Origin of the sequence: Thermogemmatispora sp., assembly GCF_019683635.1 — a bacterium.
Classification (GTDB): domain Bacteria; phylum Chloroflexota; class Ktedonobacteria; order Ktedonobacterales; family Ktedonobacteraceae; genus Thermogemmatispora.
Map to the genome: position 1 here is coordinate 1 of NZ_JADGIA010000032.1, position 21,830 is coordinate 21,830.

Consider the following 21,830-nt stretch of genomic DNA (forward strand, 5'->3'; position numbering starts at 1 on the left):
CAACGAGTAGCTGTCGTGTGATTATCGCTAAGGAAGCGGGGAGGTTCGATAAGCTTCTATGCCCAACACGAAGTCAGCGGAGAAACGCCTGCGTCAGGAGCGCAAGCGGCGTTTGTATAACCGCAGCGTGAAGTCGTCGGTCAAGACGGCGATTAAAAAGGCTCGCCTGGCGATTGCCAGTGGCCTTGATGCTGAGGCGGCGGTGCGCAATGCCATTAGTACGCTGGATCGCGCTGTGAAGAAAGGTGTGCTGCATCCCAACAATGCCGCGCGCCGCAAGTCGCGTTTGATGAAGCTCTTCAATAGTGCGAAAGCCGCCAGCTCCCCTCAGCAGGCCCAGGTCGGTCGCTAGGTGAGAATCGAGCCAGTGGCCGATCAGCTACAGGTAGGGCTTGTGAGTGTCGGCCTGCAGTAGGCGAAAGGGCCGTCTGGCCTTTCTTCAGCAAAGATAGTCTTCACAACGATAGAGAGCAGCGCAAGAGGTCGGTCTGTAGCCAGCCGACTCATTGCCGCCTGCTTTGGTGTTGTCTCAATCCGTCTATCCAGGCGCTACCAGAATCAGAGCCAGCCGGATCGCACGGCCTGGCTGCTGTTTGCCTGTCTTCAGTACGGCGGCAGCGAGCCAGTTAGCCAGTGAGAGAGGTCTCCCGTCCAGGAAAGGGATGCGAACGAAAAGAGCGGGCCTCGTCGCGGTCACCTGCTCTGGTGGCGTAATGGAGCGGAGTGGAGGTTTCTGGGAATATGGCCGAGAAACAGGAGATTCCAAAGCCCGCCGGGCGCGCACTGCTGGAGGCAGTAGAGCGCTCGCAGATGCGTAAGGATGTGCCGGAGATTAAGTCTGGTGATACGGTCCGTCTGCTTGTGCGCATCGGTGAGGGTAAAGATGAGCGCGTTCAGCCCTTCGAGGGGGTTGTGATTCGCTTACACGGCGGCGGCGTCAATCAAACCTTTACAGTGCGCCGCATCGCTGCACATGGGATTGGTGTCGAGCGTACTTTTCTGCTCCATTCACCCCGTCTTGAGAAGATTGAGGTGCTCCGTCACGCACGGGTGCGCCGTAAGCAGCTGTATTATCTGCGCGAGCGTTCCGGCAAGTCGGCCCGCCTGAAGGAGATCCGCCCGATGCGCAAGGCCGAGATTGCCGCCAGGGAGGCTGCCGCGGCAGCTCGCGAGGCGCTGGCCGAGGAGCGCGGGGGCGAGGAGTAGTTTCCCCTCGCGGGCAGCCTTCTCTATGCTCTGTTGAGACGCTCTGTTGTTTCTCCTTCGCTCCCTCGCTCGCTCGCTCGCTATCTCTTGAGCGCACGCCTGGTGGCTGGTGAGGCTGGCAGTCCTGCCACCGACCAGGCAATCGCTAAGCCTGCTTCCAGCTGGCGCGGGAAAGGAGAAGCGCGAGCGCGAAATCGAGGCAGCAGAGAGAGGACATGGAGCCAACCTTAGAGGAAGAGCTGGCGCTGCTTGCTCAGGGCTACCGCTTCGTCGCCGGGCTGGATGAGGCTGGCCGTGGTTGCCTGGCCGGTCCAGTGGTGGCCGCTGCTGTGATTCTTCCTGTCGAGCAACTGGCCCGGCTGTCACCGGCGGCTGAGACGCCTGAAGCCGAGTCCGATCAGGATTCGGCTGCGCTATTTTTACGTACAAAGCTGCGCGATTCGAAACAGATGACTCCCGCGCAGCGCGAGCGAATGTATGCGGTGATTCAGCAGCAGGCGCTCGCCGTGGGTGTAGGCATAGCCCCAGTGGAGTTGATCGACACGCGCAACATCCTGGAAGCTACACGTTGGGCTATGCGCGAGGCCCTGGCTCAGCTACAGGTTCGACCAGAGGCCCTGCTGCTGGATGCGCTGACGCTGCCTGGCGTCCCTCTGCCTCAGCGCCCTCTGATCAAGGGTGATGCGCGCTGTCTCTCTATTGCCGCAGCCTCTGTGATCGCAAAGGTGACGCGTGATCACCTGATGGAGCGTCTCCACGAGGAGTTTCCCGTCTATGGCTTCGACCGCCATAAGGGCTATGGGACAGAGGCCCATCTTGCCGCCCTGCGCCGCTATGGCGTGAGTCCGCATCATCGTCGAAGCTTTGCCCCAGTACGCGAGCTGGTCGCTGGCCTCTTCAGCGCCCTGCCCGAGTCTGAAGCTGCTGAGGCACCTCTGCCGACCATGTCGCTGGAATCCGTGGAGCAGGAGGAAGATGCCCGGTTCTAGAGGACAGCCTGGCTTTTTCCCTCTATCTTGACAGGCTGTCCTTTCTTTCTCTGATGACCTGGCACCTGGCCCAACGTCATCAGCCCGGACAGGTCTCAGGAGTCCTGTGGCTGCTTTGCTTTATCAAACAGGTCTGCTCCGTTAACCTTCGTCTGCTGGGGGAGTGCTATGCCCGATTATGTCTGGGGCCGCAATCCAGTGTTGGAGACCCTGCGCTCCTCGCGCCGGGTCAAGCGCCTGCTTCTGGCCGAGGGATTGCGCGAGGCGCCAGCTCTGCGGGCCATCGTCGAGGAGGCGCAGAGACGCTCGATCCCAATTGAGAGTGTGCCACGTCCGCGCCTCGATCAGTTAAGCAGCGGCGCTGTCCATCAGGGCTGTATTGCAGTGGTGGAGTCGCGACGCTATGCGAGCCTCGATGAGATCCTGGCTTGTGCTGCTGAGCGCCAGGAAGACCCTTTCGTGCTGATTCTGGATGCGTTGCAGGACGTTACGAACCTGGGTTCTTTGCTGCGTAGCGCCGAGGCCGCCGGGGTGCACGGGGTCGTTATTCCCGAGCATCGCGCCGCGGAAATTACTCCCGCAGTGGTCAAGACCTCCGCCGGCGCCACCGAGCACCTGCTGATCGCTCGTGAGACCAATTTGACGCGCTGCATCGAGTTTTTGAAGCAGCGGAATATTTGGGTGATCGGCCTGGATGCCACCGCCCGCCAGCGCTATACTGAGGTCGATCTGACGGGACCGCTGGCTCTGGTGGTGGGCAGCGAGGCCAAGGGGTTACACCGTCTGGTACGCGAACATTGTGATCTGCTGGTAAGCATTCCAATGCGGGGGCGTATCCAGTCGCTGAATGCGGCGGTCGCTGGGAGCATTGTTCTTTATGAAGTCCTGCGCCAGCAGGAGCAGCGCAAGCGCCTCAAACCGTGAATGAACAGGCCTCCAGCCTGGACCGGCCTGCTATCTATGGGCGTCGGTCGGGAGTATATCTTGTTGTCCCTGTTGCCCTCCTCATCATACGAAGAGGGGCAGGTGAGCAGCGGAGCCGCTGGTGGCTGGAACGAGCCGCTTTGCGAAGAGCGGGAATGGCCTATGATACTTTGGGATGCGCTCCTGTCTGAATGCAGATAAGGTGGAAGGATGAGCATGGCCAGCAGTGCAGAAGCCACTCCCCACACTGAGCCGGTGCCAGAGCGACGTCGAGAAATCTCCTGGCTCTGGCGCTGCGTGTTGCTCGGCGGCCTGTTGCTGCTCTTGTTGGGGGCCGACGCCTGGTGCTATCAGGTCGCCTTACCGGTGGAGGTGGTGAGCCAGCCGGGTATGACGTCGTTGCTTGTGGGAGGCCAGCGCCTTCCCTTAGGCCATCTGGCGCCTCTAATAGGGCTGCGCCTGCCAGCTCAGGACCCCGCTCTTCATGAGTACCAGATCGACGGGAGCGATAGCACCAATAACTTCACGCTCGATCTCTCGTATATTCATAGTATTTCCTCCTCGTGGTACTACCGCTTCCAAAGCTGGATGCGCGATTTAGAGGGGAGCAGCCGCTGGCGCAATCTGCAGGTCTGGAGCGGTAATCATCTGATACAGAATGTCGCCTGGCCTGCGCCTCCGACAACAGTGAGCTTGCCGGGCAGCAGGACACTGCGCCTGCACCTGGAGCTACAGCGGCCAGAGACTCCTCGCTCGCTCATCCTGGAAACCGCAGCCGGCGGCATGCTCCAGATTACGCTGGATCGCAACGATCGCAGCATTAGCCTGACCTGGCTCTCTCGTGAGCTGTCCTCTCAGCAGGGCACAGACTCAGCACAGCTCACGAGTACCTTCTTTTTCCCGCTCGCTGCTGCCCCATTCGGCGCCGAAGTCATTGATACCCTGGTGCGCTCGCTGCTCTGGGCAACGGCCTTGCTGCTTCTGCTGATGCTGATCAGCAGTGCCTTGACCAGTATCGGCTCGCTGGTGGGTCAGCGACTGGTTGCTGTCCGACGTCCAGCCACCTCTCGCGCTGACCAGGAAGGCGCAGGCGGAGCTGGCGGTCAGAAGCGGCTCTGGTTCTCAGCCAGCATCAGCAGGACTGCCTGCGGCCAACTAGTGCCTGATTTCCTCACAGGCTGGTGGCAGCGTCTGACAACGGCGCTGCATCCGCTGGCCTTGTTTGCTCTGATCGCCTCTTTGGGTTATACGCTCTGGATTGCGCGGGTCGAGTACAATGGCCAGCCTCATATCTATGATGCTGCTGCTTATGTCTTCGCCGCCAAAATGTATGCCCAGGGGCAGCTAGCTGTGCCCCTTCCACCCACGCCCGACCTCTTTCCTGGTCCCTTCATGGTTCAGTTTAATGGTCGCTGGTTCGCGCAATATCCACCCGGCACCGCTCTCACGCTGGTGCCGGGCTTCTGGCTCGGCCTGCCCTACGCCGTCGAGCCGATCCTCGGGACGTTAGCCCTGCTGGGCATTGGTCTCATCGCCGCTCGTCTTTACGACCGCACAGTCGCTACGCTGGCCGTGCTGCTAGGGGTGCTCTCGCCGTTCTATAGCTATCTGGCAGCCTCCTACCTCAGTCACACCATTACGCTCTTCTATCTTGTCTGGGGCTTCTGGGCGCTGCTCCGTTTTCAGCAAGAGGGCAAGCTTTGGGGGCCACCCCTGGCGGCGCTCTGCTTCGGGCTGGCCTATCTGACGCGCGAGCAGGTGGCACTGCTCTATATTGCCATGCTGAGCGGCGCCACCCTCTTTGTTGCCTGGAGACGCTGGCGTCCCTGGCCGAATTCCTGGCTGCGGGCCTTGATCATCTCCAGTCTGCTCCTTTTGCTCTTCTTCACCCTCGACCTGCTGTACAACCTGGCCCTGACGGGCAACCCGCTGATTACCCCGCGCGAGTTGTTCTTTCCTGGAGATCGTTGGGGCTTTGGCCAGGGTATCGGCTTCTACGGCGCCCACACTCTGGCCTCCGGCCTGGTCAACCTCGACGAGCAACTGACGATTCTGGCGATCGATCTCTTCGGCTGGCCCTTCTATCTCACGCTGGCCCTGCCGCTGCTGCCCTTCGTGAGCGGCCAGAGCCGGACCGCAGACTGGCTACTGTTAGCGGGGACAGCGGCTATCACACTGGCTTTCGTGGGCTACTTTTACCACGGCATCTATCTGGGGCCGCGCTACCTCTACGAGACGCTCCCCTTTCTACTCATGCTGAGTGCCCGCGGTCTGGTGGCCCTGGCCCGCAACGAGCAGACCATTGCCCGGAGCATCAGACAGGCTTTGAGACGCCGCTCAGCCAGCAGGACGGGCCAGCGCCAGCCTCAGCAGGAGAGCAGTACGCTCCCTCAGACGAAAGCAGAGCAAGAGCCAATCGTCGGGCGCTCCTTGATGGGTCTGCTGGCAGAAGGCTGCCCGCTGACGGCCCTGCTCTTCATTGGTCTCCTGGCCTGCAACCTCCTCTACTACACCCCGCGCCAGATCAGCCTCTATCAGAACTACAGCGGGCTGCCAGCCGGAACGCAGATCAATCTGCAGGCCATCTACCAGCCGCCGGTGCATCACGCCATTGTCGTCACCACCGACCTGGCCCTCTACGATTTCGTCCTCTTCCCCCTCAACAATCCCCTCGTAGAGCAGGGGGATATCGTCTATGCCAGGGCCAGCGAGCCAGAGGAGTTTGAGCGCCTGCGTCGCGCCTTTCCGGGCCGCCCCCTCTACCTCCTGGAGGTCGGCCCCAATGGCCAGGTCACCTACCTACCTCTGCCTTGAGCCAGCAGCAGGCTAGAGCGAGAGGCGCTGAAAGACACGCTCAGGAATCAGGCGAATAATGAGCATCACCAGGCGCCAATAGCCGGGCAAATAGACCACCGGGCGGCCCTGCTGCATGGCACGGTAGACGCCACGACCAACGCGGCGCGCGCTGGAGAAGAGCAGTCCCTTGCGCAAGTGAGCCGTCATTGGCGTATCGACCAGTCCTGGCTTAATGGTCACGACGGCCACGCCGTGCCTGGCAAGGCGAGCGCGCAGGCCCTGTAAGAAGAGGGAGACCGCCCCTTTGGCAGCACCATAGACATAGTTGCTGGGGCGACCGCGATCGCCTGCCACGGAAGAGAGCACCGCAATGCAGCCACGCTCGCGCTGCTCAAAATAGTTCGCGGCCAGCGTCAACAGCGCGATGACACTGAGGGCATTGGTCTGGAACTCGCGCAGCGTCTCCTCAACGCTCAACTCGCATTTGCGCTGATCGCCGAGGGTACCATGAGCGATCAGCAGGCCATCCAGCCAGCCGAAGGTCGCCACAGCGGTGTCGAGCATCTCCTGATGACGCGCGACGTCGTTGACATCCAGAACGAAGGTTTCGACGCGCTGCGCCCCACGCACCTGCAGATCGGCGGCCACCGTCTCCAGCTTTTCCGGGTTGCGCCCAACCAGAAATAACTCGGCGCCCTGGGCCGCCATGCACTTGGCCGCCTCCCAGGCAATAGCCGAGGTCGCTCCAACAATCACAACTTTCTGCAACGCCATAGTCAAACCTCTACCGTGGCAGACTCTTCCCGCGCAGGCACGAGGGCCATCCGCCGCCAGAAACTGGACGAGAACTTCGGATCAACATAGCGCATAAACTCCTGCCAGCGTGGGAAGAAGCGCTTGAAATCCTCGCCGTGCATGCGCGCATCCTTCGCCGGGTAAAGCGCCCCACCGCTCTCGCGCACCAGCGCATCCAGCTCGTCGAAGAGGCGCAGCGTCTTCGGTCCCTGGTTGGCGAAATCCAGCGCCAGGGTCAGGCCCGGGCGCGGGAAGGAGAGCAAACCAGGCGAGCGTACGTCGCCAAACTTCTTCAGGACCGTCAGGAACGAACCCTGTCCGGAGCGACTGATGCGCTGTAGAATCTCCTTCATCACATCATAGCCCTGATCGTACGGCACCACACACTGATACTGGAAGAACCCGCGTGGTCCATACATGCGGTTCCAATCATGAATAGAGTCTAGTGGATAGAAGAAAGGTTCATAAGGAACTACTTTAAAGACGCGCTTCTGAAGCTGAGAGTGATCGTAGAGCGTATTGAAGATTTTCAGCGTCAGCGTGTTCAAGGTAAAGGAGGGCAGATCAACAGGCACAGCCAGCGGCAGCTTGCGCGGCAGCGGCTTGTGAGCATACTCGGGAGACTGATTATGATTGCCGCGCATAAAGATGCCTCGTCCGAGCTTGCTGCCGCTTGCCAGGCAGTCGACCCAGGCCACCGTATACTCATACTGCTCGTCGGATTCGGCGCACAGCTCCATAAACTCTTCGAGCGAATCGTAGCGGATACGCTCCATATCGATATAGGGATTGTGGATGCGCTTCAAGCGAAATTCGGCCCAGAGGATCAGGCCCGTCAGGCCGAGGCCGCCGATTGTCGCCTCAAACAGCTCGCGATTCTCAGTTGGCGAGCAGATCAGGCGCTCGCCATTCGAGCGCAGCAACTCGAAGCGCGTGACGTGGCAGCCGAAGGTTCCCGCCTTATGATGGTTCTTGCCGTGAATATCATTAGCAATCGCGCCACCCACCGATACAAATTTCGTGCCAGGAGAGACCGGCAGGAACCAGCCCCGAGGCACAATAAGATCCAGAATCTCGGCCAGCGAGACGCCGGCCTCACAGCGCAACAGCCCCTGCTCTTCATCAAAAGCCAGAAAACGCCGCAGGTGACTGGCCGCCAGCACCGTTCCATTCTCATTGAGACAGCTATCGCCATAGCTGCGGCCATAGCCGTAGGCCAGCAGCGGCCCAGGCAGGGCCTGCAGATCGGGCAGATGATCGCGCCAGTAGATCGGTACGACGCGCGCAGGTTTGACGCGCGGATAACGCCCCCATGATTGCGGTATTGCTTGCGTGGAAAGCATTGCTTCTCTCCTCCACGTGGCGAAGTGAAGACTTCCACCTGTAGAACGGATAACTTACCAAAAGAGCTACGCGCTGGCTAGCTGGCAAATCAGCAGCAGGCAGCCAGAAGCCTTCCAGCCAACCAGGGCCATTGTACGTCATTATTCGCCGCTTTGCACGTCTCTGCCCCCTTCTAGCCCTCGTTTGCTATGCTGGCGAGATGGTACAATGCTCTCCAGTCGAGATCTGCCCGCCCTGACCCGACCCAGCAGGACCAACTAACCAACCAACGGCGGGGCGGCGGCGACAACGGAAAGAAAGGAGTCCAAGCGCTGAGATGCAGGCGGTGATCTTCGCCGGTGGAACGCTGCGCCCGAGCATCCTGGTTGAGGAGGCTCTGCGCCAGGCAGACCTGATTCTGGCGGCAGATGGTGGTGCCGAGAGCGCCCTTCGCCTGGGCCGGCAGCCGGAAGTTGTACTGGGAGACCTGGATTCGCTCGCTCCTGCCCTGGCAGCTCAACTTGAAGCCGTCGGTTGCCGTTTCGTGCAAACGCCTGTCGAGAAGAATGAGACCGATAGCGAGCTGGCGCTCCAGTATGCCATTGAGCAGGGAGCAACGGCTGTGACCATCCTGGGAGCCTTGGGTGGGGCCCGCTGCGACCATGCGCTGGCCAACGTCCTGCTGCTGGCAGCCTATGATCAGGTGACAGTACGCCTCATCGATGGACCATCAATCTGCTGGCTACTGCGCGGTCCCGGTGCCACGCAGATCCGTGGTCAGATCGGCGATCTGGTCTCGCTACTGCCTCTGGCGGGCGATGCTCAGGGTGTCGCTACCCAGGGGCTGTACTATCCGCTGCACGGGGAGACGCTCGTCTTTGGCCGGCCCCGAGGAGTCAGCAATCAGCTAATCCAGCCGGAGGCCAGCATCTCCCTGGTCAGCGGTCAGCTCTTGATCATCCACACGTGCAGCGATCTCCTCTGATCCGGCCCGGGCCATCGTCGGCAGCCCGCTCGCCCTCCCGCCCGGCCATTTCCAGCGCCTGCGAGGATTAGCTGCTGCTCACACTCCAGACACGCACGCTCTTCCCACCCGTGGAAGCGAGCAGCCCGCCATTGAGCGACCAGTCCACCGCCGCCACGCTTCCGTCCTGCTCTTCATAGGTGTAGAGTGGACTGTAAGCGGTTGTACTGGCCAGCCAGATGGTGGTCTGATTGCCGCTGCCAACCAGCAGCAGGCGACTATCCGGCGACCAGGCCAGAGCGGTGCAGGGGGACGATGAAGCGACCAGGCCGCCCAGAAAGGCGTTGCCCTGCAGGCTGATCAAGACTACCTGGCCGTCGGCACCGGCGCCCGCCAGCTGCGAGCCATCGGGCGACCAGGCGAGCGCTAGCAAGGCCACAGGTTGCCCGCTCACAGCGTCGAGTACGCTCTGACGCGCGCTCAGCGCCGCATTGCGGGTGTCCCACAGCAACACGTTGCCTTGCTCATCAGCAGAGGCCAGGATGGTAGTCGCCGGTGACCAGCTCAGAGCATTGATCGGCAGACGGCGCTCGTTCAAGAGCAGCAAGCGGCGCGCGCCAGTGCTGGCATCCCACACTTGCACGCTGCCATCGGCACCACCCGAGGCGAACAAACCCACTGCGCTCCCCCTGACAGCTCGCACTGCTCCTCGATGGCCCCGATAGACCAGCAGACGCTGCTGCTGAGCCACATCCCAGACCTGCACCGTACCATCCTCACTGCTGGAAGCCAGCACGCTGGTGCCTGGAAGCCAGGCGAGGGAGGTAATGGCCGCGCGATGATCGTCATAGTGCAGCAGCAGCTCGCCAGAGAGCGGCTCCCAGACCTGAACCACATGAGCGAGGTCACCAGAGGCCAGATACTGCCCGTCGCTGGAGAAGGCCAGAGCACGAACCGGGGCCTGATGGCCGCTGTAGCTCCGGGCCAGGCGCACACTCACGTGCGGGAGCGAGAGCAGATTGGCCGCTGGCGTGCGCGCGAAGACGGTGGGAGTCTGAAGGCTGGCCGAGGCCGATATCAGCGGCAGGTCCAGCTCGCGCGCTCCCAAAAGGCCTACCACAGTCCCCACGACAAAAGGAGCGGCAAAGAGCAGCAAACGGCGCGGCAGCGTCGGGGTTGCTGGCGCAGCTGCCGATGACGGCGCGGCAGATGAGAGCCGGGCCGCCAGGCGCCGGCGTCTCCCCTGGGTTGGGAGCGGCTGCTGGCTCCGCTTGAGGCTGCGGGTCCGCTGGTCCCGTGGAAGTTGGAGGCGAATCAAGTCAAGCTGGCGTCGCACTTCTGCCGCGCTGGCTGGCCGTTTTTGGGGAGAGATCTCCACCATGCGCGCCACCAGCTCATCCAGCTCCGGCGGGAGCGAAGGATCAAAGGAGCGCAGCGAGGCAAAGCGCAAAGGAGCCTCCGAGGGATCAACGCCTGTCAGCATCTGGTGGAGCGTGGCCCCCAGTCCATAGATATCGGCCTGGGGCGTGCTCTGCGCCCTTCCATACTGCTCAGGGGCCGCGTAGCCAGGCGACCCCAGCGCCAGCGTATCGCGGCTCTGACCCGGTTTGAAACGTCGCGCGATGCCAAAGTCAATCAGACAGACCCGCCCGGTTACACTATCAAGCATGATATTGGCCGGCTTCAGGTCGCGGAAGATGATCGGCACAGGGCGCGAATGCAAGTACTCAAGGACGGCGCAGAGCTGAATGGCAATCTCCAGGGCCTCCGCGAGAGGAAGGCGACCACCCTGGCTGCGCTGCAAGCGCTCCTCCAACGTCTCGCCCTGGATGAATTCCATGACCAGATAGCAGCAATCCTGCTCGGTAAAATACTCGTAAACTTCTGGCAAGCTGGGATGACGCAGGGTTGCCAGCAGCGAGGCCTCACTGTAGAAGGCGGCCACTGTCTCAGCAGCCACACGCGGCTCCAGATGGAAGGCCACGATCTCTTTGATGGCTACGCGGCGCTCGCCTTCGTGCAGGTCGCTGGCCTCATAGACAGCCCCCGAACCGCCGCGTCCCAAAATACGCAAAATATGATAACGCTCTCGCAAGACCATACCGGGCCAGAGCGGCACAAGCGAGCGGCTGTCTACTGGTTCTTCCTCTGCTTCAGGCCCCAGCTTGATCACAGCCGGACTTCCCTGAGCCGGCGAAGAGTCGGAGGCGGCAGGCTCGGCAGCAGGCAAGAGGGAGGCCTGACAGTATTGGCAGATCTGGGTTCCCGGGCTATTGGCGGCCCCGCACGTCGGGCAAAAGGTATACTGGTCGGATGTTTGCATAATGGTGGTTCTTCGCACCAAGGCTAGAGCAGCTTATCGAGCAGATAGATCCAGGATGGCAGGATATCCATCTATTAGATGAAACGAAGAGAGTGCGCCGAGGTATCGGCTTTCTCCCGCCTTGCCTGCCCAGCCGCACGGGTTCATGACAACACTCTAGAGCCACCCAAAAGCACGGCGGCCAACGGAAGAGCTGACCGGCTACCCTCTCTTCCGTTGGCCGCCATCGGTCCCTCCTGGGCCGGACTGGCAGTACGCGCTGGCGCAGGCCAGAGCCAGGCAATCAATTAGTGAGGCAGGAAGGCATTGGTATAGAGCGAGTCGAAGTTGAGCGAGCGCACGACCTGGCCGGCACTATTCTTAATCTGGCCCGTATCTAAGATGAACTGAGGATAACCATGCCAGGGGGCGGAGTCCTGCCAGCCCCACGGGCGGCCTGGGTCAGCGTAGCGCGGACTCAAGAACGCCTGGCTAGCGTAGACCAGGCCAGGATCGGGGAAAGTGCCCTTGGGGGCCATATTGAGCAACATCTGCGCCGCCTCACGCGGATGCTGGCGTGCATACTCATAGCCGCGCGCTGTCGCCGCCATGAAGCGACGCAGTACATCCGGCTCCTCCTTGATCTGGCGCGGCCCCGTAATCAAGGTTGGGGTATAGTAATCGGGAATACCATAGCTGGTCACCGGGAAGACATTCAGCTGCACCCCCTGGCGCTGAGCCTGAATAACCTCCCAGCCCTCAAAGACCCAGACGAAGTCGACGCGCCCCGTCTCCAGGGCCTGCATGCTATCGACATCCAGGGTGACGCTGCGAAAGATCCCCTTGCCGCCGTCGTGCTTGATAATGGCGCTCACCACCGCCGTCTCATAAGGCGCGCCGAAAGCGGCATAGACCTTGCCATCGAGATCGCGCGGACGCTTCAGGCCAGACCTGGCCAGCGTCACCAGCGCTGAAGTATTGTGCTGGATAATGGCCGCGATCGAGACCACAGGCTGGCCGAGGGCCGCATCGGTAACCACCCCCTCGGTCGAGCTAATGCCCACATCGGCCTTGCCAGTACTGACCAGCACGTCGGGCGAGACATTCGAAGAAAACGGGAGGATCTCCAGTCTGATCCCCTCTTGGGCGTACCAGCCCTGGGCCAGGGCCACATAAATACCTGTGTGATTGGTATTGGGCGTCCAGTCGAGGGCCAGCTTGACCGTCGTCAGAGGCCGCGCCGTGCCAGTGCCGGCGGGGCCGGCGCTGGTGCCAGAGCTGGCGCCACGCTGCTGCCAGAGGAAGGCCCCAACGACTACCACAATGACCAGCAGCGGGATCACAATACTCAATGTCAAACGTGTTCTGTTGTTCATGGGTGACCTATCCTTTTTTCCAGTCAAGCCAAAGAGCTGAGGCATGAGATGAGGGTTCAGCGCCGCGTCCGTGCCTGGGTAAAATACCAGGGAAGGGCCAGACGCTCGCAGAGGGCCACCAGTCCAAAGAGCAGGATGGTCAGGACGACAGTAATCAGGACCGCCGCCAGTACATTGGCCATCGCAAAGGAGTTGGCCGAGGTCTCCATATAGAGGCCCAGGCCCTTCTCGGCTCCGACGTACTCTCCGACGATGGCCCCCGTGACGCTGTAGGTGACGGCAATGCGCAAGCCGGAGAAGAAGGCCGGCAAGGCCCCTGGCAGACGCACCAACCAGAGGATCTGCCAGCGCGAGGCGTGCATGCTCCGCAGGACTTTGATCAGCTCCGGCTCGACGCTGAGCAGGCCATCAGCGCAGGCCACGGCGATGGGGAAAAAGCAGTAAAGAATCACCAGCAAGACCTTGGGCAGCAGGCCATAGCCGAACCAGACCAGCAGCAACGGCGCCAGCGCCACCATTGGAATGGTCTGCGAGGTCAATAGCAGCGGGTAGAGCGCGCGCCGCACCCAGGTAGAGAGATCGAGCAGCACGGCGATGAGCAGGCCCAGAACCACCGAGATAGCCAGGCCGATCAGAGTCTCGACCAGCGTCTGCAAGGTGTGCTCGTAGAGAAGGTCCCAGTTAGCCACCAAAGCCTGCAACATGGCCGTCGGCGCCGGCAGAATAAAAGGACTCACCTGGGCCAGGTGCACATAGCTTTCCCAGAGCACGAGGAGAAGGGTGGCGAGAATGATGGCCGGTCCATAGCTGGCCAGCTTGCGCAGAGTACTCAGGGCGCCGTCCTTCATGCTGTCTGCTCCTTCAGCAGCAAGCTGATCAACTCCTGTTCGAGGCCGGCAGCCGCGGGCGTGGTCAACTGCTCAGGACGCCGCGGGCGCGGCAGTTCTACCCTGACAACGCGCAGCACCCGGGCCGGGCGAGCGCTGAAAATGTAGATGCGGTCGGAGAGCAGGATGGCCTCACGAACATCATGAGTAATAAAGAGAATACTCGATTCAAGGCTCTGCCAAAGCTCCTGCAGCCACATCTGCAAAGAGAGGCGAGTCAAGGCATCGAGGGCACCGAATGGCTCATCTAACAGGAGAAAAGAGGGATGAAAGAGTACGGTGCGCAGCAAGGCCACGCGCTGGCTCATCCCGCCGGAGAGCGAGGCCGGGTAGTGGTCGGCGAACTCGCTCAGGCCGAAGCGCTTGAGCAGTTCGCGAGCCTGTTCGCGCGCGAGCTTGCGCGGAACCCGGCGAATGTCCAGGCCCAGCATCACATTCTCCTCGACAGTGCGCCAGGGCAGGAGCAGCGGCTGTTGCGGCATGTAACCCGTCTTGCCAGCGCGCTCGCCATTGACCTCGCCGTCCAGCATAATGGTGCCGTCAGTCGGCTCCTCGACCCCGGCAATGATGTTGAACAGGGTACTTTTGCCGCAGCCGCTGGGGCCAATGATGGTCACAAACTCGCCCGCGTTGACCGTCAGATCGATGCCAGCCAGCGCCTCCACGCTCTGTCTTCCAGCGCGGTAGCGGTACGTGACCCCCTCAAGCTGCAATTTGGGCGAATGCATCGCTTGTTGCTCCACTATCGCTAACAAGGCTGAGTCTGCGCAGCTCGCAGGCGCGCAGAGTGGAGCGCTGAAGGGGGCCGAGACAGCCATTGGCAGGAGAGGAACCCAAAACAGCGGCATGGAGCGCAGAGCAGAGCGGGCCTGGCAGCAATGGCTCGCTCCTCCGCTCCCGGCTCAGCTCAGAGCTGGTAGCGAGCCGAGTAATCAACTGAGCAGGGAAAGAGGCAGCCACGCACGACAAACCAATCTTAACCTGCAGCGGCGCTCAAGTTTGGTGCGTAGCAATGAGGCAGACTGCTCATGTGCATCCCCCTCGCTGGACTGGCTCGCTCAGGAGCGGGGCATCTCACGCGAGCGCCGAGGGCGGATGCGCTCGCCGCTTCCCTCCGCTGGTATTACCCAGATCAGGTTTTCAGGGTCGGCAAGCCATCTGTCGATGGCCGCCCTCTCAGCCTGGAACGGCTCCCCTAGCAGCGCCATTAGATACAGGACAGTTCTGAAAATGCTGTGTTTGACGCTTCCCAAGAACCTGCAGGTGCCGCGCCGCGCGCCCGGTTTGACCGTTTGCTCGCCAGCCCTGCACCGCTATTATAGCCCATAAGCGCGACCGCTGTGAAGTGAGAGCATCCTGGGCCGGGGCGAAGGGCAGCGCTGCCGGTGCCGGGCGGCGCTCGGCAGATACTCACCCTGGAGCGACAGACATGTTAGAATAGAGACTACTTCTGCTGGGTACTGTCTGGACGGGCGGGCCAGACACAGCATCGTGCTGCTGGGCGAGCAGATGCCTTGTGGACACGGCGTGACACGGTATCAGCTCCATTACGTCCTACTAGCTACGCAGTCAGGCTGCTGGCACAGTGCCCGAGAGAGATCACGATACAGAGAAGAGGACAGAAGAGAGGAGAGCGGAGGCATGTCCGGTAGACTCGGCATCGAATTGCTCATTATTTTTCTGTTAATGGTTGCCAATGGCTTCTTTGCAGCTTCAGAAATTGCCACCGTTTCGGCGCGACGTGGCAGGCTGCAGCAGCAAGCGGAGGCCGGGAAGAAACGGGCCCGACAGGCCCTGGAGCTGGCCGAGGAACCGGACCGCTTTCTCGCGACCGTCCAGGTAGGTATTACTCTTATCAGCACCCTGGCGGCAGCCTTCAGCGGCGCCAGCCTGAGTGGTCCCCTGGCGGACTGGCTGCGTACGCTACCTGTCGTCGGCACTTATGCTGATAGTCTGGCTCTGGCCATCGATGTTCTGCTCATCACCTACTTCACGCTGGTGATCGGCGAGCTGGCCCCCAAACGTCTGGCCTTGCAGCATGCCGAAAGCGTGGCCAGTGCCGCCGCTCCCGTCATGAGCCTGCTATCGCGCCTCGCCCGCCCCATCGTGGCACTGCTCACGCTCTCCACCAATCTCCTGCTGCGCCTGCTCGGCCAGCGCACAGACACTCAGCCAGAGGTCACCGAGGAAGACATCGTCTACCTGACCCATGAAGGCTTCACCAGTGGAGCGGTCGAGCGCGAAGAGGAGGAGTTTATCCGTCGCGCTCTCCACTTTGCGGACCGCACCGTGCGCGAGGTGATGCGCCCGCGCAGCGAAATCGTGGCCATTGAGGCCAGCGCCTCCCTCGAAGAGGTGGCGCGCGTCTTTCGCGAGAGCGGCTACAGCCGCCTACCAATCTACCGCGACACGATCGACAATGTTCTCGGCATCCTGCATGCCAAAGATCTGCTCTATATGCTGACTGGCAGCAACAGCCGCGATTACCTGCGCCTGCTGCGCACGCCGATTTTTGCTCTGGAGCAGCAACACCTGGACGATTTGCTGCGTCGCTTCAAGCGTGAACGGGCCCAGCTCGCCATTGTCATCGATGAATACAGCCAGGTGAGCGGCCTGGTAACAATGGAGGATCTGCTAGAGGAATTGGTGGGCGAGATCCAGGATGAGTACGATGTGGACGAGGAGCGCAGCATCGTGCAGCGGGAAGATGGCTCGTGGCTGGTCGACGGCCTGGAGAGCTACGAAACAGTCCGCGAACAGATCGGGCTGCCGCCCATTCCCGAGGAAGAGCGCGGCCAGTACAGTAGCATCGCCGGCCTGGTGCAGGCCCATCTTGATCGCATTCCCCAGGAAGGAGACCGGATCACTCTGGGCAATTTTGAGCTGGAAGTCGTTGACATGGATGGCCGGCGCGTCGATAAAGTGCTGATTCGCCTACGGCAGGCAGGCGAGCAGGCGCGCGAAGACGAGCAAGAGACCTCAGCCTGAAGCAGGCCCCCCGACTGACCTCGCGACCGCGCTCCGCGCCGGCGAGCAGCTACTTTCGGACCGCCAGCCACTGCCGCCAGTCGCCATCGGCTCGCCGGCGCTTGGGCGAACTGGTCAGTCTACAAAAACGCGAAGCCAACTAGGTGAGGGAGAGTATCAGTTTACCGAAGTTACGATTCTCACCCATATAGCGATGGGCTTCGGCGATCTCTTCCAGGGGATAGACGCGCTCGATAACGGGCTTGACCCTGCCGCTTGCCAGCAAAGGCAGCACCGAGGTGGCAAAGCGGCGCGTGACGGCCAGCTTCTCCTCCAGGCTGCGCGCGCGCAAGGTTGAGCCACGAATCTGCAAGCGTTTGGCCATCAGCAGCCCAAGATTGATCTCGGCCTGGGCCCCGCCCATCGTGGCCAGAATGACCATGCGGCCCCAGGGAGCGAGGGCCTCCATATTCTGAGCCAGGTAGGCAGAGCCAACGAAGTCGAGCACCACCTGTACACCCTGACCTCCCGTCAAACGCTGGACCTCAGCGGCGAAATCCTGAGCAGTGAGAGCATGGTCTAGCCCCAGCTCACGAGCCTGCTCCAGCTTGGCCGGCGTGCGCGCGGTGCCGAACGTAATGGCCCCGGTGGCATGGGCCAGCTGTATGGCTGCTGTGCCTACGCCGCTGCCGGCAGCATGGATCAATACGCGCTCGCCCATCTGCAGGCCCGCCTGTGTAAAGAGGGCGTCGTGAGCGGTCATGAAGACCTCGGGAATACCCGCCGCCTGCACAAAGTCGAGACGGTCGGGGATTTCCACCAGCAACCCTTCATGAACGACGATGTACTCGGCCTGTGCCCCCCCGCCGGCCAGACCCATCACGCGCTGACCCGGTCGCCAACGGCGCGCCAGAGGCCCCACCGCATCGACGGTCCCCGCAAACTCCAGCCCGGGAATACCAGAGGGCACATCGGGCGGTGCAGGATAGCCACCCGCCCGCTGCAGCAAATCGGCGCGATTGAGGCCGGCAGCGTGCACACGCACACGAACCTGATCGCCCTGGGGCTCCGGCGTCGGCACCTCACGAATGGCCAGAACCTCGGGGCCTCCGGGACGAGTGATCACGACTGCTCGCATCGAAACTGTTCCTCCATTCCATCAGATTCCATTTCGGACCGCAGGCTGCTTACAGCCCGTGCTCTCTTCCCTTAACCTTATCACATTTCTCCCCGAACCGCGGCGTCAGGTCAGGGCGGGCGCGGTCTGCCCCGGCTGCCGGGCACGTATGCGCGCTGTAGAGGCTATGGTATAATGGCCCCAAGAATCCGTAGTTCGCAAGCCCGCAAATTGGTCCTGGCCAGAGAGAGACAGATCACCTGATAGAGGTAGTAAGGTAGCAGATATAGGCAGAGGAGAGAGGAGAGGACGTAGCTTTTATGTTCACCCTTAGTGACATTCGTCAGGCCTGCGGCGATAGCGCTCGCTTCTACGGTCTGGGCTCCGAGGAAACGGAGCGCCTTTTCCCAGCAGCCCACCACGATAGCCGCCAGATCGAACCCGGCGATCTGTTCATCGCCCTCAAGGGCCAGCATGTCGATGGTCATCAGTTCATTCCCAACGCCGCGCGCCTAGGGGCCGGCGGCGCCCTCTGCAGTCAACTCGCTGAGGACGTCCCCCCGTCCTTTCTGCAGATTGTCGTTCCCGATGTCCTTCAGGCCCTACACGCCATCGCCCGCCAGCGCGCCCAACGTCAGCAAGGCACTATCTTCATTGGCATTACTGGCAGTAACGGTAAAACGAGCACTAAAGAGGCTATCGCTGCTGTTCTCAGCAGGCAGGCGCCAACGCTCAAAACCTTCGCCTCCTACAATAACGAGATCGGTTATCCGCTGACGCTGCTGCGTCTAGAGCCGCAGCACCGCTATGCCGTACTCGAAATGGGGGCCCAGTGGGTCGGAGAGCTGGCCTGGCTCTGCCGAACCATCGCCCGCCCACACTGGTCGGTCATTACCAATGTCGGCAGCGCTCACCTTGAATTCTTCAAATCGGTCGAAGGCATCGTCCAGGCCAAAGGCGAGCTTGTCGAGGCCCTGCCTCCCGATGGCATCGCCTTCCTCAACTACGATGATCCGCGCGTACGCGGCATGGCGGCCCGGACGCAGGCGCGCGTCGTTTACTATGGAACAGCCGAGCAGGCCGAGGTGAGAGCCATTCCCGACGGCGGCGACCCGCTGCGCGGGCGGCACTTCCTCCTGAGCTATCATGGCGAACAGTGTCCGGTTCAGTTGCATATTCCCGGTGACCACGGCATCTACATCGCCCTCGCTGCGGCGGCAGTTGGTTGCGCTGCTGGCCTGCCCCTGGCCGAGATTCGTGCCGCCCTGGAGTCGCTGGCGCCGGTCAAAGGACGCGGCGAAATCAAGCCAGGGCCAAACGGCAGCACCCTCATCGACGACAGCTACAACGCCAGCGCCGAATCGATTATTGCCATCGCGCGCGCCATGCAGGCCACACCGGTCGAGAAAGGAGGGCGACGCTGGGCCGTGCTGGGCGACATCTTCGAGCTTGGTCCCCATGCTGAGCGCGAGCATCGTCGCGCTGGCGAGGCCCTTGGCGGCCTCGTTGACTATGTAGTGGCCGTTGGCGATCAGGCCCGCCACTATGTCGAGGGCGCCAGAGCTGCTGGCCTGCCGCCGGAGCGCACCCACTATTTTCCCGCTGACCCGCATGACCGTGCCGCCCTGGAAGAGGCCAAGCGCGCCGCGGCGGCTCTCCTGATAGCAGAGGTCCAACCTGCTGACCTGGTCCTGCTCAAAGGCTCGCGCGGCATGGCGATGGAAACCATGCTCAGCCTGTGGTCAGCCGAACCGGGGGCCTCAGCCGGGCGAGCAACCAGCGCACAATAAGCGGGAAGAGAGGAAGGAGAGAGCAGAGCATGCAGCACTCCCAAGCAAAGACGCGCAAGCTGCGCGTTGGCGTCATCTTCGGTGGCCGCTCGGGCGAGCACGAAGTCTCCATCGCCTCTGCCACCTCGATCATCGAGCACCTCGACCCCAACAAATATGAGGTTGTACCCATTGCCATTACTCAGGAAGGGCGCTGGCTGCTCGGCGCCGACCCCCAGCGCCTGCTGGCTGCCGAAACAGGTCAAGAGAGGACAGCTCTCAGCGAGAGCCTGGCGGTTGCCTTGCCTGGAGATCCCACCGTGGGGCACCTGGTGCCGCTGAACCAGCCCGAGAACGTTGGGCAGGCCCTTGAAGCGGGCCGGGTTGACGTCATCTTTCCGGTTCTGCACGGCACCTACGGCGAAGATGGCACCCTCCAGGGGCTGCTAGAGATGGCCGGCGTGCCCTACGTTGGCTGCGGCGTCCTGGGGTCCGCTCTGGGCATGGATAAAGAAAAAATGAAAATGGTCTTCCAGGCCCTCGGCCTCCCCATCGTCGATTACCTGGTCTACCGTCGCCATGACTGGGAGCGCGATCCGGCCCCCATCATCGCAGCCGTGGAAGCCCGGCTTGGCTATCCCTGCTTCGTCAAGCCAGTCAATCTCGGCTCCAGCGTCGGCGTCAGCAAAGCCCACAACCGCCAGGAACTGGAGCAGGCCATCACCCTGGCCGCCGAATACGATCGCAAAATCATCGTCGAGCGAGGCATCGACTGCCGTGAGCTGGAGTGCGCCGTTTTGGGGAACGACGAGCCTCTGGCCTCGGTCGTTGGCGAAATCATCCCGAGCAACGAATTCTACGACTATCGCGCCAAGTACATCGACAACCGCTCGCAGATAGTCATCCCTGCCGACCTGCCGCAGGAGACCGCTGAGCTGGTGCGTCACTACGCCGTTCAGGCTTTTCTCGCCCTTGACCTGAGCGGCCTGGCGCGTGTCGACTTCTTCCTGGAGAAGGCCAGTGGGCAGCTCTACATCAACGAAGTCAACACCATGCCCGGCTTCACCACCATCAGCATGTACCCGAAGCTCTGGCAGGCCAGCGGCCTTCCCTACGAGCAGCTACTCGACCGCCTGATCGAGCTAGCCCTGGAGCGCCACACCGATCAGCAGCGCAACCGCACCCGGCTCCAGCTCTAACCAGCCAGTCTGACAGACAAGCGGCCAGGAAGCCAGAAAGCGCCCAGTTCAGCATCAGCACATCAGCAAGCAGAGCAGAAAAAAGCAGGAGACAGAGAAAGCACTATGGCCCACATCCATCAGCGACGTACCACCCGCACCACCATCGCCGCCATCAGCGTTGAGCCGCTCAACATTCCCTTGTTGGAGCCATTTACCATTGCCACCGGGAGCACCAGCGAGGCGCGCAACGTGCTCATCACCATCACCCTGGAAGACGGCAGTGTTGGCTACGGCGAGGCCGCGCCCTTCCTGCCCAGTCTGGGCGAAGACCAGAACACGGCGCTGGCTGCCGCCCAGAGCTGCGCCGCCCTGCTGCAGGGCAAAGACGCCGCTCACTGGCGCAGCCTGGCCCGCCTCTTGCGCAGCCTCTATTTCAGCCAGTCTTCTGTCTGCGCCGGTTTCGAAATGGCCCTCCTCGATGCCCTGACGCGCTCCTACGGCTTACCCCTTTACGCCTTCTTTGGCGGAGCCAGCAATGCTGTCGAGACCGACCTCAGCATTCCCCTGGTCGAACCTGAGCACGCCTACGAGCTGGCGCGGGCCGCTGTCGAACGTGGCATTCGCACCATCAAGATCAAAGTCGGCAGCGACGTCCGCGAAGATGTGGCACGAGTCGAAGCGGTGCGCGAAGGGGCGCCCGACGCAGGTCTGACCCTGGACGCCAACCAGGGCTACACACCAGCCGAAGCCCTGCTCTGTCTGGAAGCCCTCGACGAGCGCGACATCCGCCCGCTGCTGCTCGAACAGCCCGTTCCCAAAGACGACTACGAGGGTCTGCGCTATGTCACCCAGCACAGCCGCGTTCCGGTCGCCGCGGACGAGAGCGCCTACAGCGCCGCTAACGTCGCCCACCTGATTGCGATGGGGGCTGTTAACGTTGTCAACATCAAGCTCATGAAAAGCGGCATCGTCGAAGCCCTCGACATCGCCGCTGTCTGTCGCGCCACCCACACTCAGCTCATGATCGGCGCCATGATGGAGTCGCGCCTGGCTATCAGCGCTGCCGCTCATTTCGTCGCCGGTCTAGGCGGCTTCCGCTTCATCGACCTCGACACTCCGATGCTGCTGGCAGCTGACCCCTTCAGCGGTGGCTACGAGCAGCGGGGCGGCCTTTACGATCTCTCGGGCGTCGAGAGTGGCCTGGGCATCAGCCGGCGTCAGTGAGCGAACGGGG

The 21,830-nt window shown here is 61.9% G+C and carries 17 protein-coding genes and 1 riboswitch; of the genes, 10 read left to right on the forward strand and 7 right to left on the reverse strand.

Annotated elements, in window-relative coordinates:
* The first annotated feature begins 58 nt into the window (after positions 1 to 58).
* From rpsT to IRZ31_RS05775, 5 genes are all read left to right on the forward strand, one after another.
* On the forward strand, positions 59 to 352 hold the full coding sequence (gene rpsT, locus IRZ31_RS05755) for a 30S ribosomal protein S20 (protein WP_297150851.1): 294 nt from the start codon (positions 59 to 61) through the stop codon (positions 350 to 352).
* A gap of 389 nt (positions 353 to 741) precedes the next feature.
* On the forward strand, positions 742 to 1,206 hold the full coding sequence (gene rplS / locus IRZ31_RS05760; protein ID WP_363325636.1) for a 50S ribosomal protein L19: 465 nt from the start codon (positions 742 to 744) through the stop codon (positions 1,204 to 1,206).
* 161 nt (positions 1,207 to 1,367) lie between these two features.
* Positions 1,368 to 2,195: a ribonuclease HII gene (locus IRZ31_RS05765; protein WP_297150902.1), complete on the forward strand. Its 828-nt coding sequence runs from the start codon at positions 1,368 to 1,370 to the stop codon at positions 2,193 to 2,195.
* A gap of 168 nt (positions 2,196 to 2,363) precedes the next feature.
* Positions 2,364 to 3,119 carry a 23S rRNA (guanosine(2251)-2'-O)-methyltransferase RlmB gene (rlmB, locus tag IRZ31_RS05770; protein ID WP_297150854.1) on the forward strand — a complete coding sequence of 252 codons (756 nt, stop codon included), beginning with the start codon at positions 2,364 to 2,366 and terminating at the stop codon, positions 3,117 to 3,119.
* Between the two features lie 216 nt (positions 3,120 to 3,335).
* Entirely contained in the window at positions 3,336 to 5,933 is a 2,598-nt protein-coding gene (locus IRZ31_RS05775) for a glycosyltransferase family 39 protein (RefSeq protein WP_297150857.1), read from the forward strand.
* A 12-nt stretch (positions 5,934 to 5,945) separates the two neighbouring features.
* Here IRZ31_RS05775 and IRZ31_RS05780 read toward each other — a convergent pair whose 3' ends face one another.
* Together IRZ31_RS05780 and IRZ31_RS05785 are read right to left on the reverse strand one after the other, a co-directional pair.
* Complete coding sequence (locus IRZ31_RS05780; protein ID WP_363325637.1) at positions 5,946 to 6,683, reverse strand: SDR family oxidoreductase; 738 nt, start codon at positions 6,681 to 6,683, stop codon at positions 5,946 to 5,948.
* An 8-nt stretch (positions 6,684 to 6,691) separates the two neighbouring features.
* Positions 6,692 to 8,053, reverse strand: coding sequence for an FAD-binding oxidoreductase (locus IRZ31_RS05785; protein WP_297150861.1), 1,362 nt, complete (start codon positions 8,051 to 8,053; stop codon positions 6,692 to 6,694).
* Between the two features lie 317 nt (positions 8,054 to 8,370).
* Between IRZ31_RS05785 and IRZ31_RS05790 the strand changes: the two genes are divergently transcribed.
* Positions 8,371 to 9,018, forward strand: coding sequence for a thiamine diphosphokinase (locus IRZ31_RS05790; protein WP_297150863.1), 648 nt, complete (start codon positions 8,371 to 8,373; stop codon positions 9,016 to 9,018).
* 67 nt (positions 9,019 to 9,085) lie between these two features.
* Here IRZ31_RS05790 and IRZ31_RS05795 read toward each other — a convergent pair whose 3' ends face one another.
* The 4 genes from IRZ31_RS05795 to IRZ31_RS05810 form a co-directional block, all read right to left on the reverse strand.
* The gene (locus IRZ31_RS05795) at positions 9,086 to 11,320 is read right to left on the reverse strand and encodes a WD40 repeat domain-containing serine/threonine-protein kinase (RefSeq protein ID WP_297150865.1); all 2,235 of its coding nucleotides are present in this window, start codon (positions 11,318 to 11,320) and stop codon (positions 9,086 to 9,088) included.
* A gap of 287 nt (positions 11,321 to 11,607) precedes the next feature.
* Positions 11,608 to 12,675 (reverse strand): ABC transporter substrate-binding protein, encoded by a 1,068-nt coding sequence (locus IRZ31_RS05800; RefSeq protein ID WP_297150867.1) that lies wholly within the window; start codon positions 12,673 to 12,675, stop codon positions 11,608 to 11,610.
* Between the two features lie 56 nt (positions 12,676 to 12,731).
* On the reverse strand, positions 12,732 to 13,523 hold the full coding sequence (locus IRZ31_RS05805; RefSeq protein ID WP_297150869.1) for an ABC transporter permease: 792 nt from the start codon (positions 13,521 to 13,523) through the stop codon (positions 12,732 to 12,734).
* Complete coding sequence (locus IRZ31_RS05810) at positions 13,520 to 14,290, reverse strand: ABC transporter ATP-binding protein (RefSeq protein WP_297150872.1); 771 nt, start codon at positions 14,288 to 14,290, stop codon at positions 13,520 to 13,522. Before IRZ31_RS05810 ends, IRZ31_RS05805 begins: the two co-directional genes overlap by 4 nt.
* A gap of 364 nt (positions 14,291 to 14,654) precedes the next feature.
* Positions 14,655 to 14,769, reverse strand: a riboswitch (TPP riboswitch).
* A 434-nt stretch (positions 14,770 to 15,203) separates the two neighbouring features.
* Between IRZ31_RS05810 and IRZ31_RS05815 the strand changes: the two genes are divergently transcribed.
* The gene (locus IRZ31_RS05815; RefSeq protein ID WP_297150873.1) at positions 15,204 to 16,550 is read left to right on the forward strand and encodes a hemolysin family protein; all 1,347 of its coding nucleotides are present in this window, start codon (positions 15,204 to 15,206) and stop codon (positions 16,548 to 16,550) included.
* A gap of 139 nt (positions 16,551 to 16,689) precedes the next feature.
* Here the strand turns inward: IRZ31_RS05815 and IRZ31_RS05820 are convergent, their stop codons facing one another.
* Complete coding sequence (locus tag IRZ31_RS05820; protein ID WP_297150875.1) at positions 16,690 to 17,667, reverse strand: NAD(P)H-quinone oxidoreductase; 978 nt, start codon at positions 17,665 to 17,667, stop codon at positions 16,690 to 16,692.
* Positions 17,668 to 17,966: 299 nt separating this feature from the next.
* Here IRZ31_RS05820 and murF point away from each other — a divergent pair, with 299 nt between their 5' ends.
* The 3 genes from murF (at position 17,967) to IRZ31_RS05835 (ending at position 21,820) form a co-directional block, all read left to right on the forward strand.
* Positions 17,967 to 19,436, forward strand: a complete 1,470-nt coding sequence (gene murF, locus IRZ31_RS05825) for a UDP-N-acetylmuramoyl-tripeptide--D-alanyl-D-alanine ligase (protein ID WP_297150877.1) — start codon at positions 17,967 to 17,969, stop codon at positions 19,434 to 19,436.
* A gap of 29 nt (positions 19,437 to 19,465) precedes the next feature.
* The gene (locus tag IRZ31_RS05830) at positions 19,466 to 20,614 is read left to right on the forward strand and encodes a D-alanine--D-alanine ligase family protein (protein ID WP_297150880.1); all 1,149 of its coding nucleotides are present in this window, start codon (positions 19,466 to 19,468) and stop codon (positions 20,612 to 20,614) included.
* A gap of 105 nt (positions 20,615 to 20,719) precedes the next feature.
* Positions 20,720 to 21,820, forward strand: coding sequence for a dipeptide epimerase (locus IRZ31_RS05835; RefSeq protein ID WP_297150883.1), 1,101 nt, complete (start codon positions 20,720 to 20,722; stop codon positions 21,818 to 21,820).
* The last annotated feature ends 10 nt before the right edge of the window (positions 21,821 to 21,830 follow it).

Excerpts from the sequence above, each read along its gene's own strand:
- IRZ31_RS05775 (WP_297150857.1), top strand. The coding sequence starts at position 3,336 with ATGGCCAGCAGTGCAGAAGCCACTCCCCACACTGAGCCGGTGCCAGAG.
- IRZ31_RS05800 (WP_297150867.1), bottom strand. The coding sequence starts at position 12,675 with ATGAACAACAGAACACGTTTGACATTGAGTATTGTGATCCCGCTGCTG.
- IRZ31_RS05830 (WP_297150880.1), top strand. The coding sequence starts at position 19,466 with ATGCAGCACTCCCAAGCAAAGACGCGCAAGCTGCGCGTTGGCGTCATC.
- rpsT (WP_297150851.1), top strand. The coding sequence starts at position 59 with ATGCCCAACACGAAGTCAGCGGAGAAACGCCTGCGTCAGGAGCGCAAG.
- rplS (WP_363325636.1), top strand. The coding sequence starts at position 742 with ATGGCCGAGAAACAGGAGATTCCAAAGCCCGCCGGGCGCGCACTGCTG.
- IRZ31_RS05810 (WP_297150872.1), bottom strand. The coding sequence starts at position 14,290 with ATGCATTCGCCCAAATTGCAGCTTGAGGGGGTCACGTACCGCTACCGC.
- IRZ31_RS05805 (WP_297150869.1), bottom strand. The coding sequence starts at position 13,523 with ATGAAGGACGGCGCCCTGAGTACTCTGCGCAAGCTGGCCAGCTATGGA.
- murF (WP_297150877.1), top strand. The coding sequence starts at position 17,967 with ATGTTCACCCTTAGTGACATTCGTCAGGCCTGCGGCGATAGCGCTCGC.
- IRZ31_RS05790 (WP_297150863.1), top strand. The coding sequence starts at position 8,371 with ATGCAGGCGGTGATCTTCGCCGGTGGAACGCTGCGCCCGAGCATCCTG.
- IRZ31_RS05785 (WP_297150861.1), bottom strand. The coding sequence starts at position 8,053 with ATGCTTTCCACGCAAGCAATACCGCAATCATGGGGGCGTTATCCGCGC.
- rlmB (WP_297150854.1), top strand. The coding sequence starts at position 2,364 with ATGCCCGATTATGTCTGGGGCCGCAATCCAGTGTTGGAGACCCTGCGC.
- IRZ31_RS05820 (WP_297150875.1), bottom strand. The coding sequence starts at position 17,667 with ATGCGAGCAGTCGTGATCACTCGTCCCGGAGGCCCCGAGGTTCTGGCC.
- IRZ31_RS05815 (WP_297150873.1), top strand. The coding sequence starts at position 15,204 with ATGTCCGGTAGACTCGGCATCGAATTGCTCATTATTTTTCTGTTAATG.
- IRZ31_RS05795 (WP_297150865.1), bottom strand. The coding sequence starts at position 11,320 with ATGCAAACATCCGACCAGTATACCTTTTGCCCGACGTGCGGGGCCGCC.
- IRZ31_RS05835 (WP_297150883.1), top strand. The coding sequence starts at position 20,720 with ATGGCCCACATCCATCAGCGACGTACCACCCGCACCACCATCGCCGCC.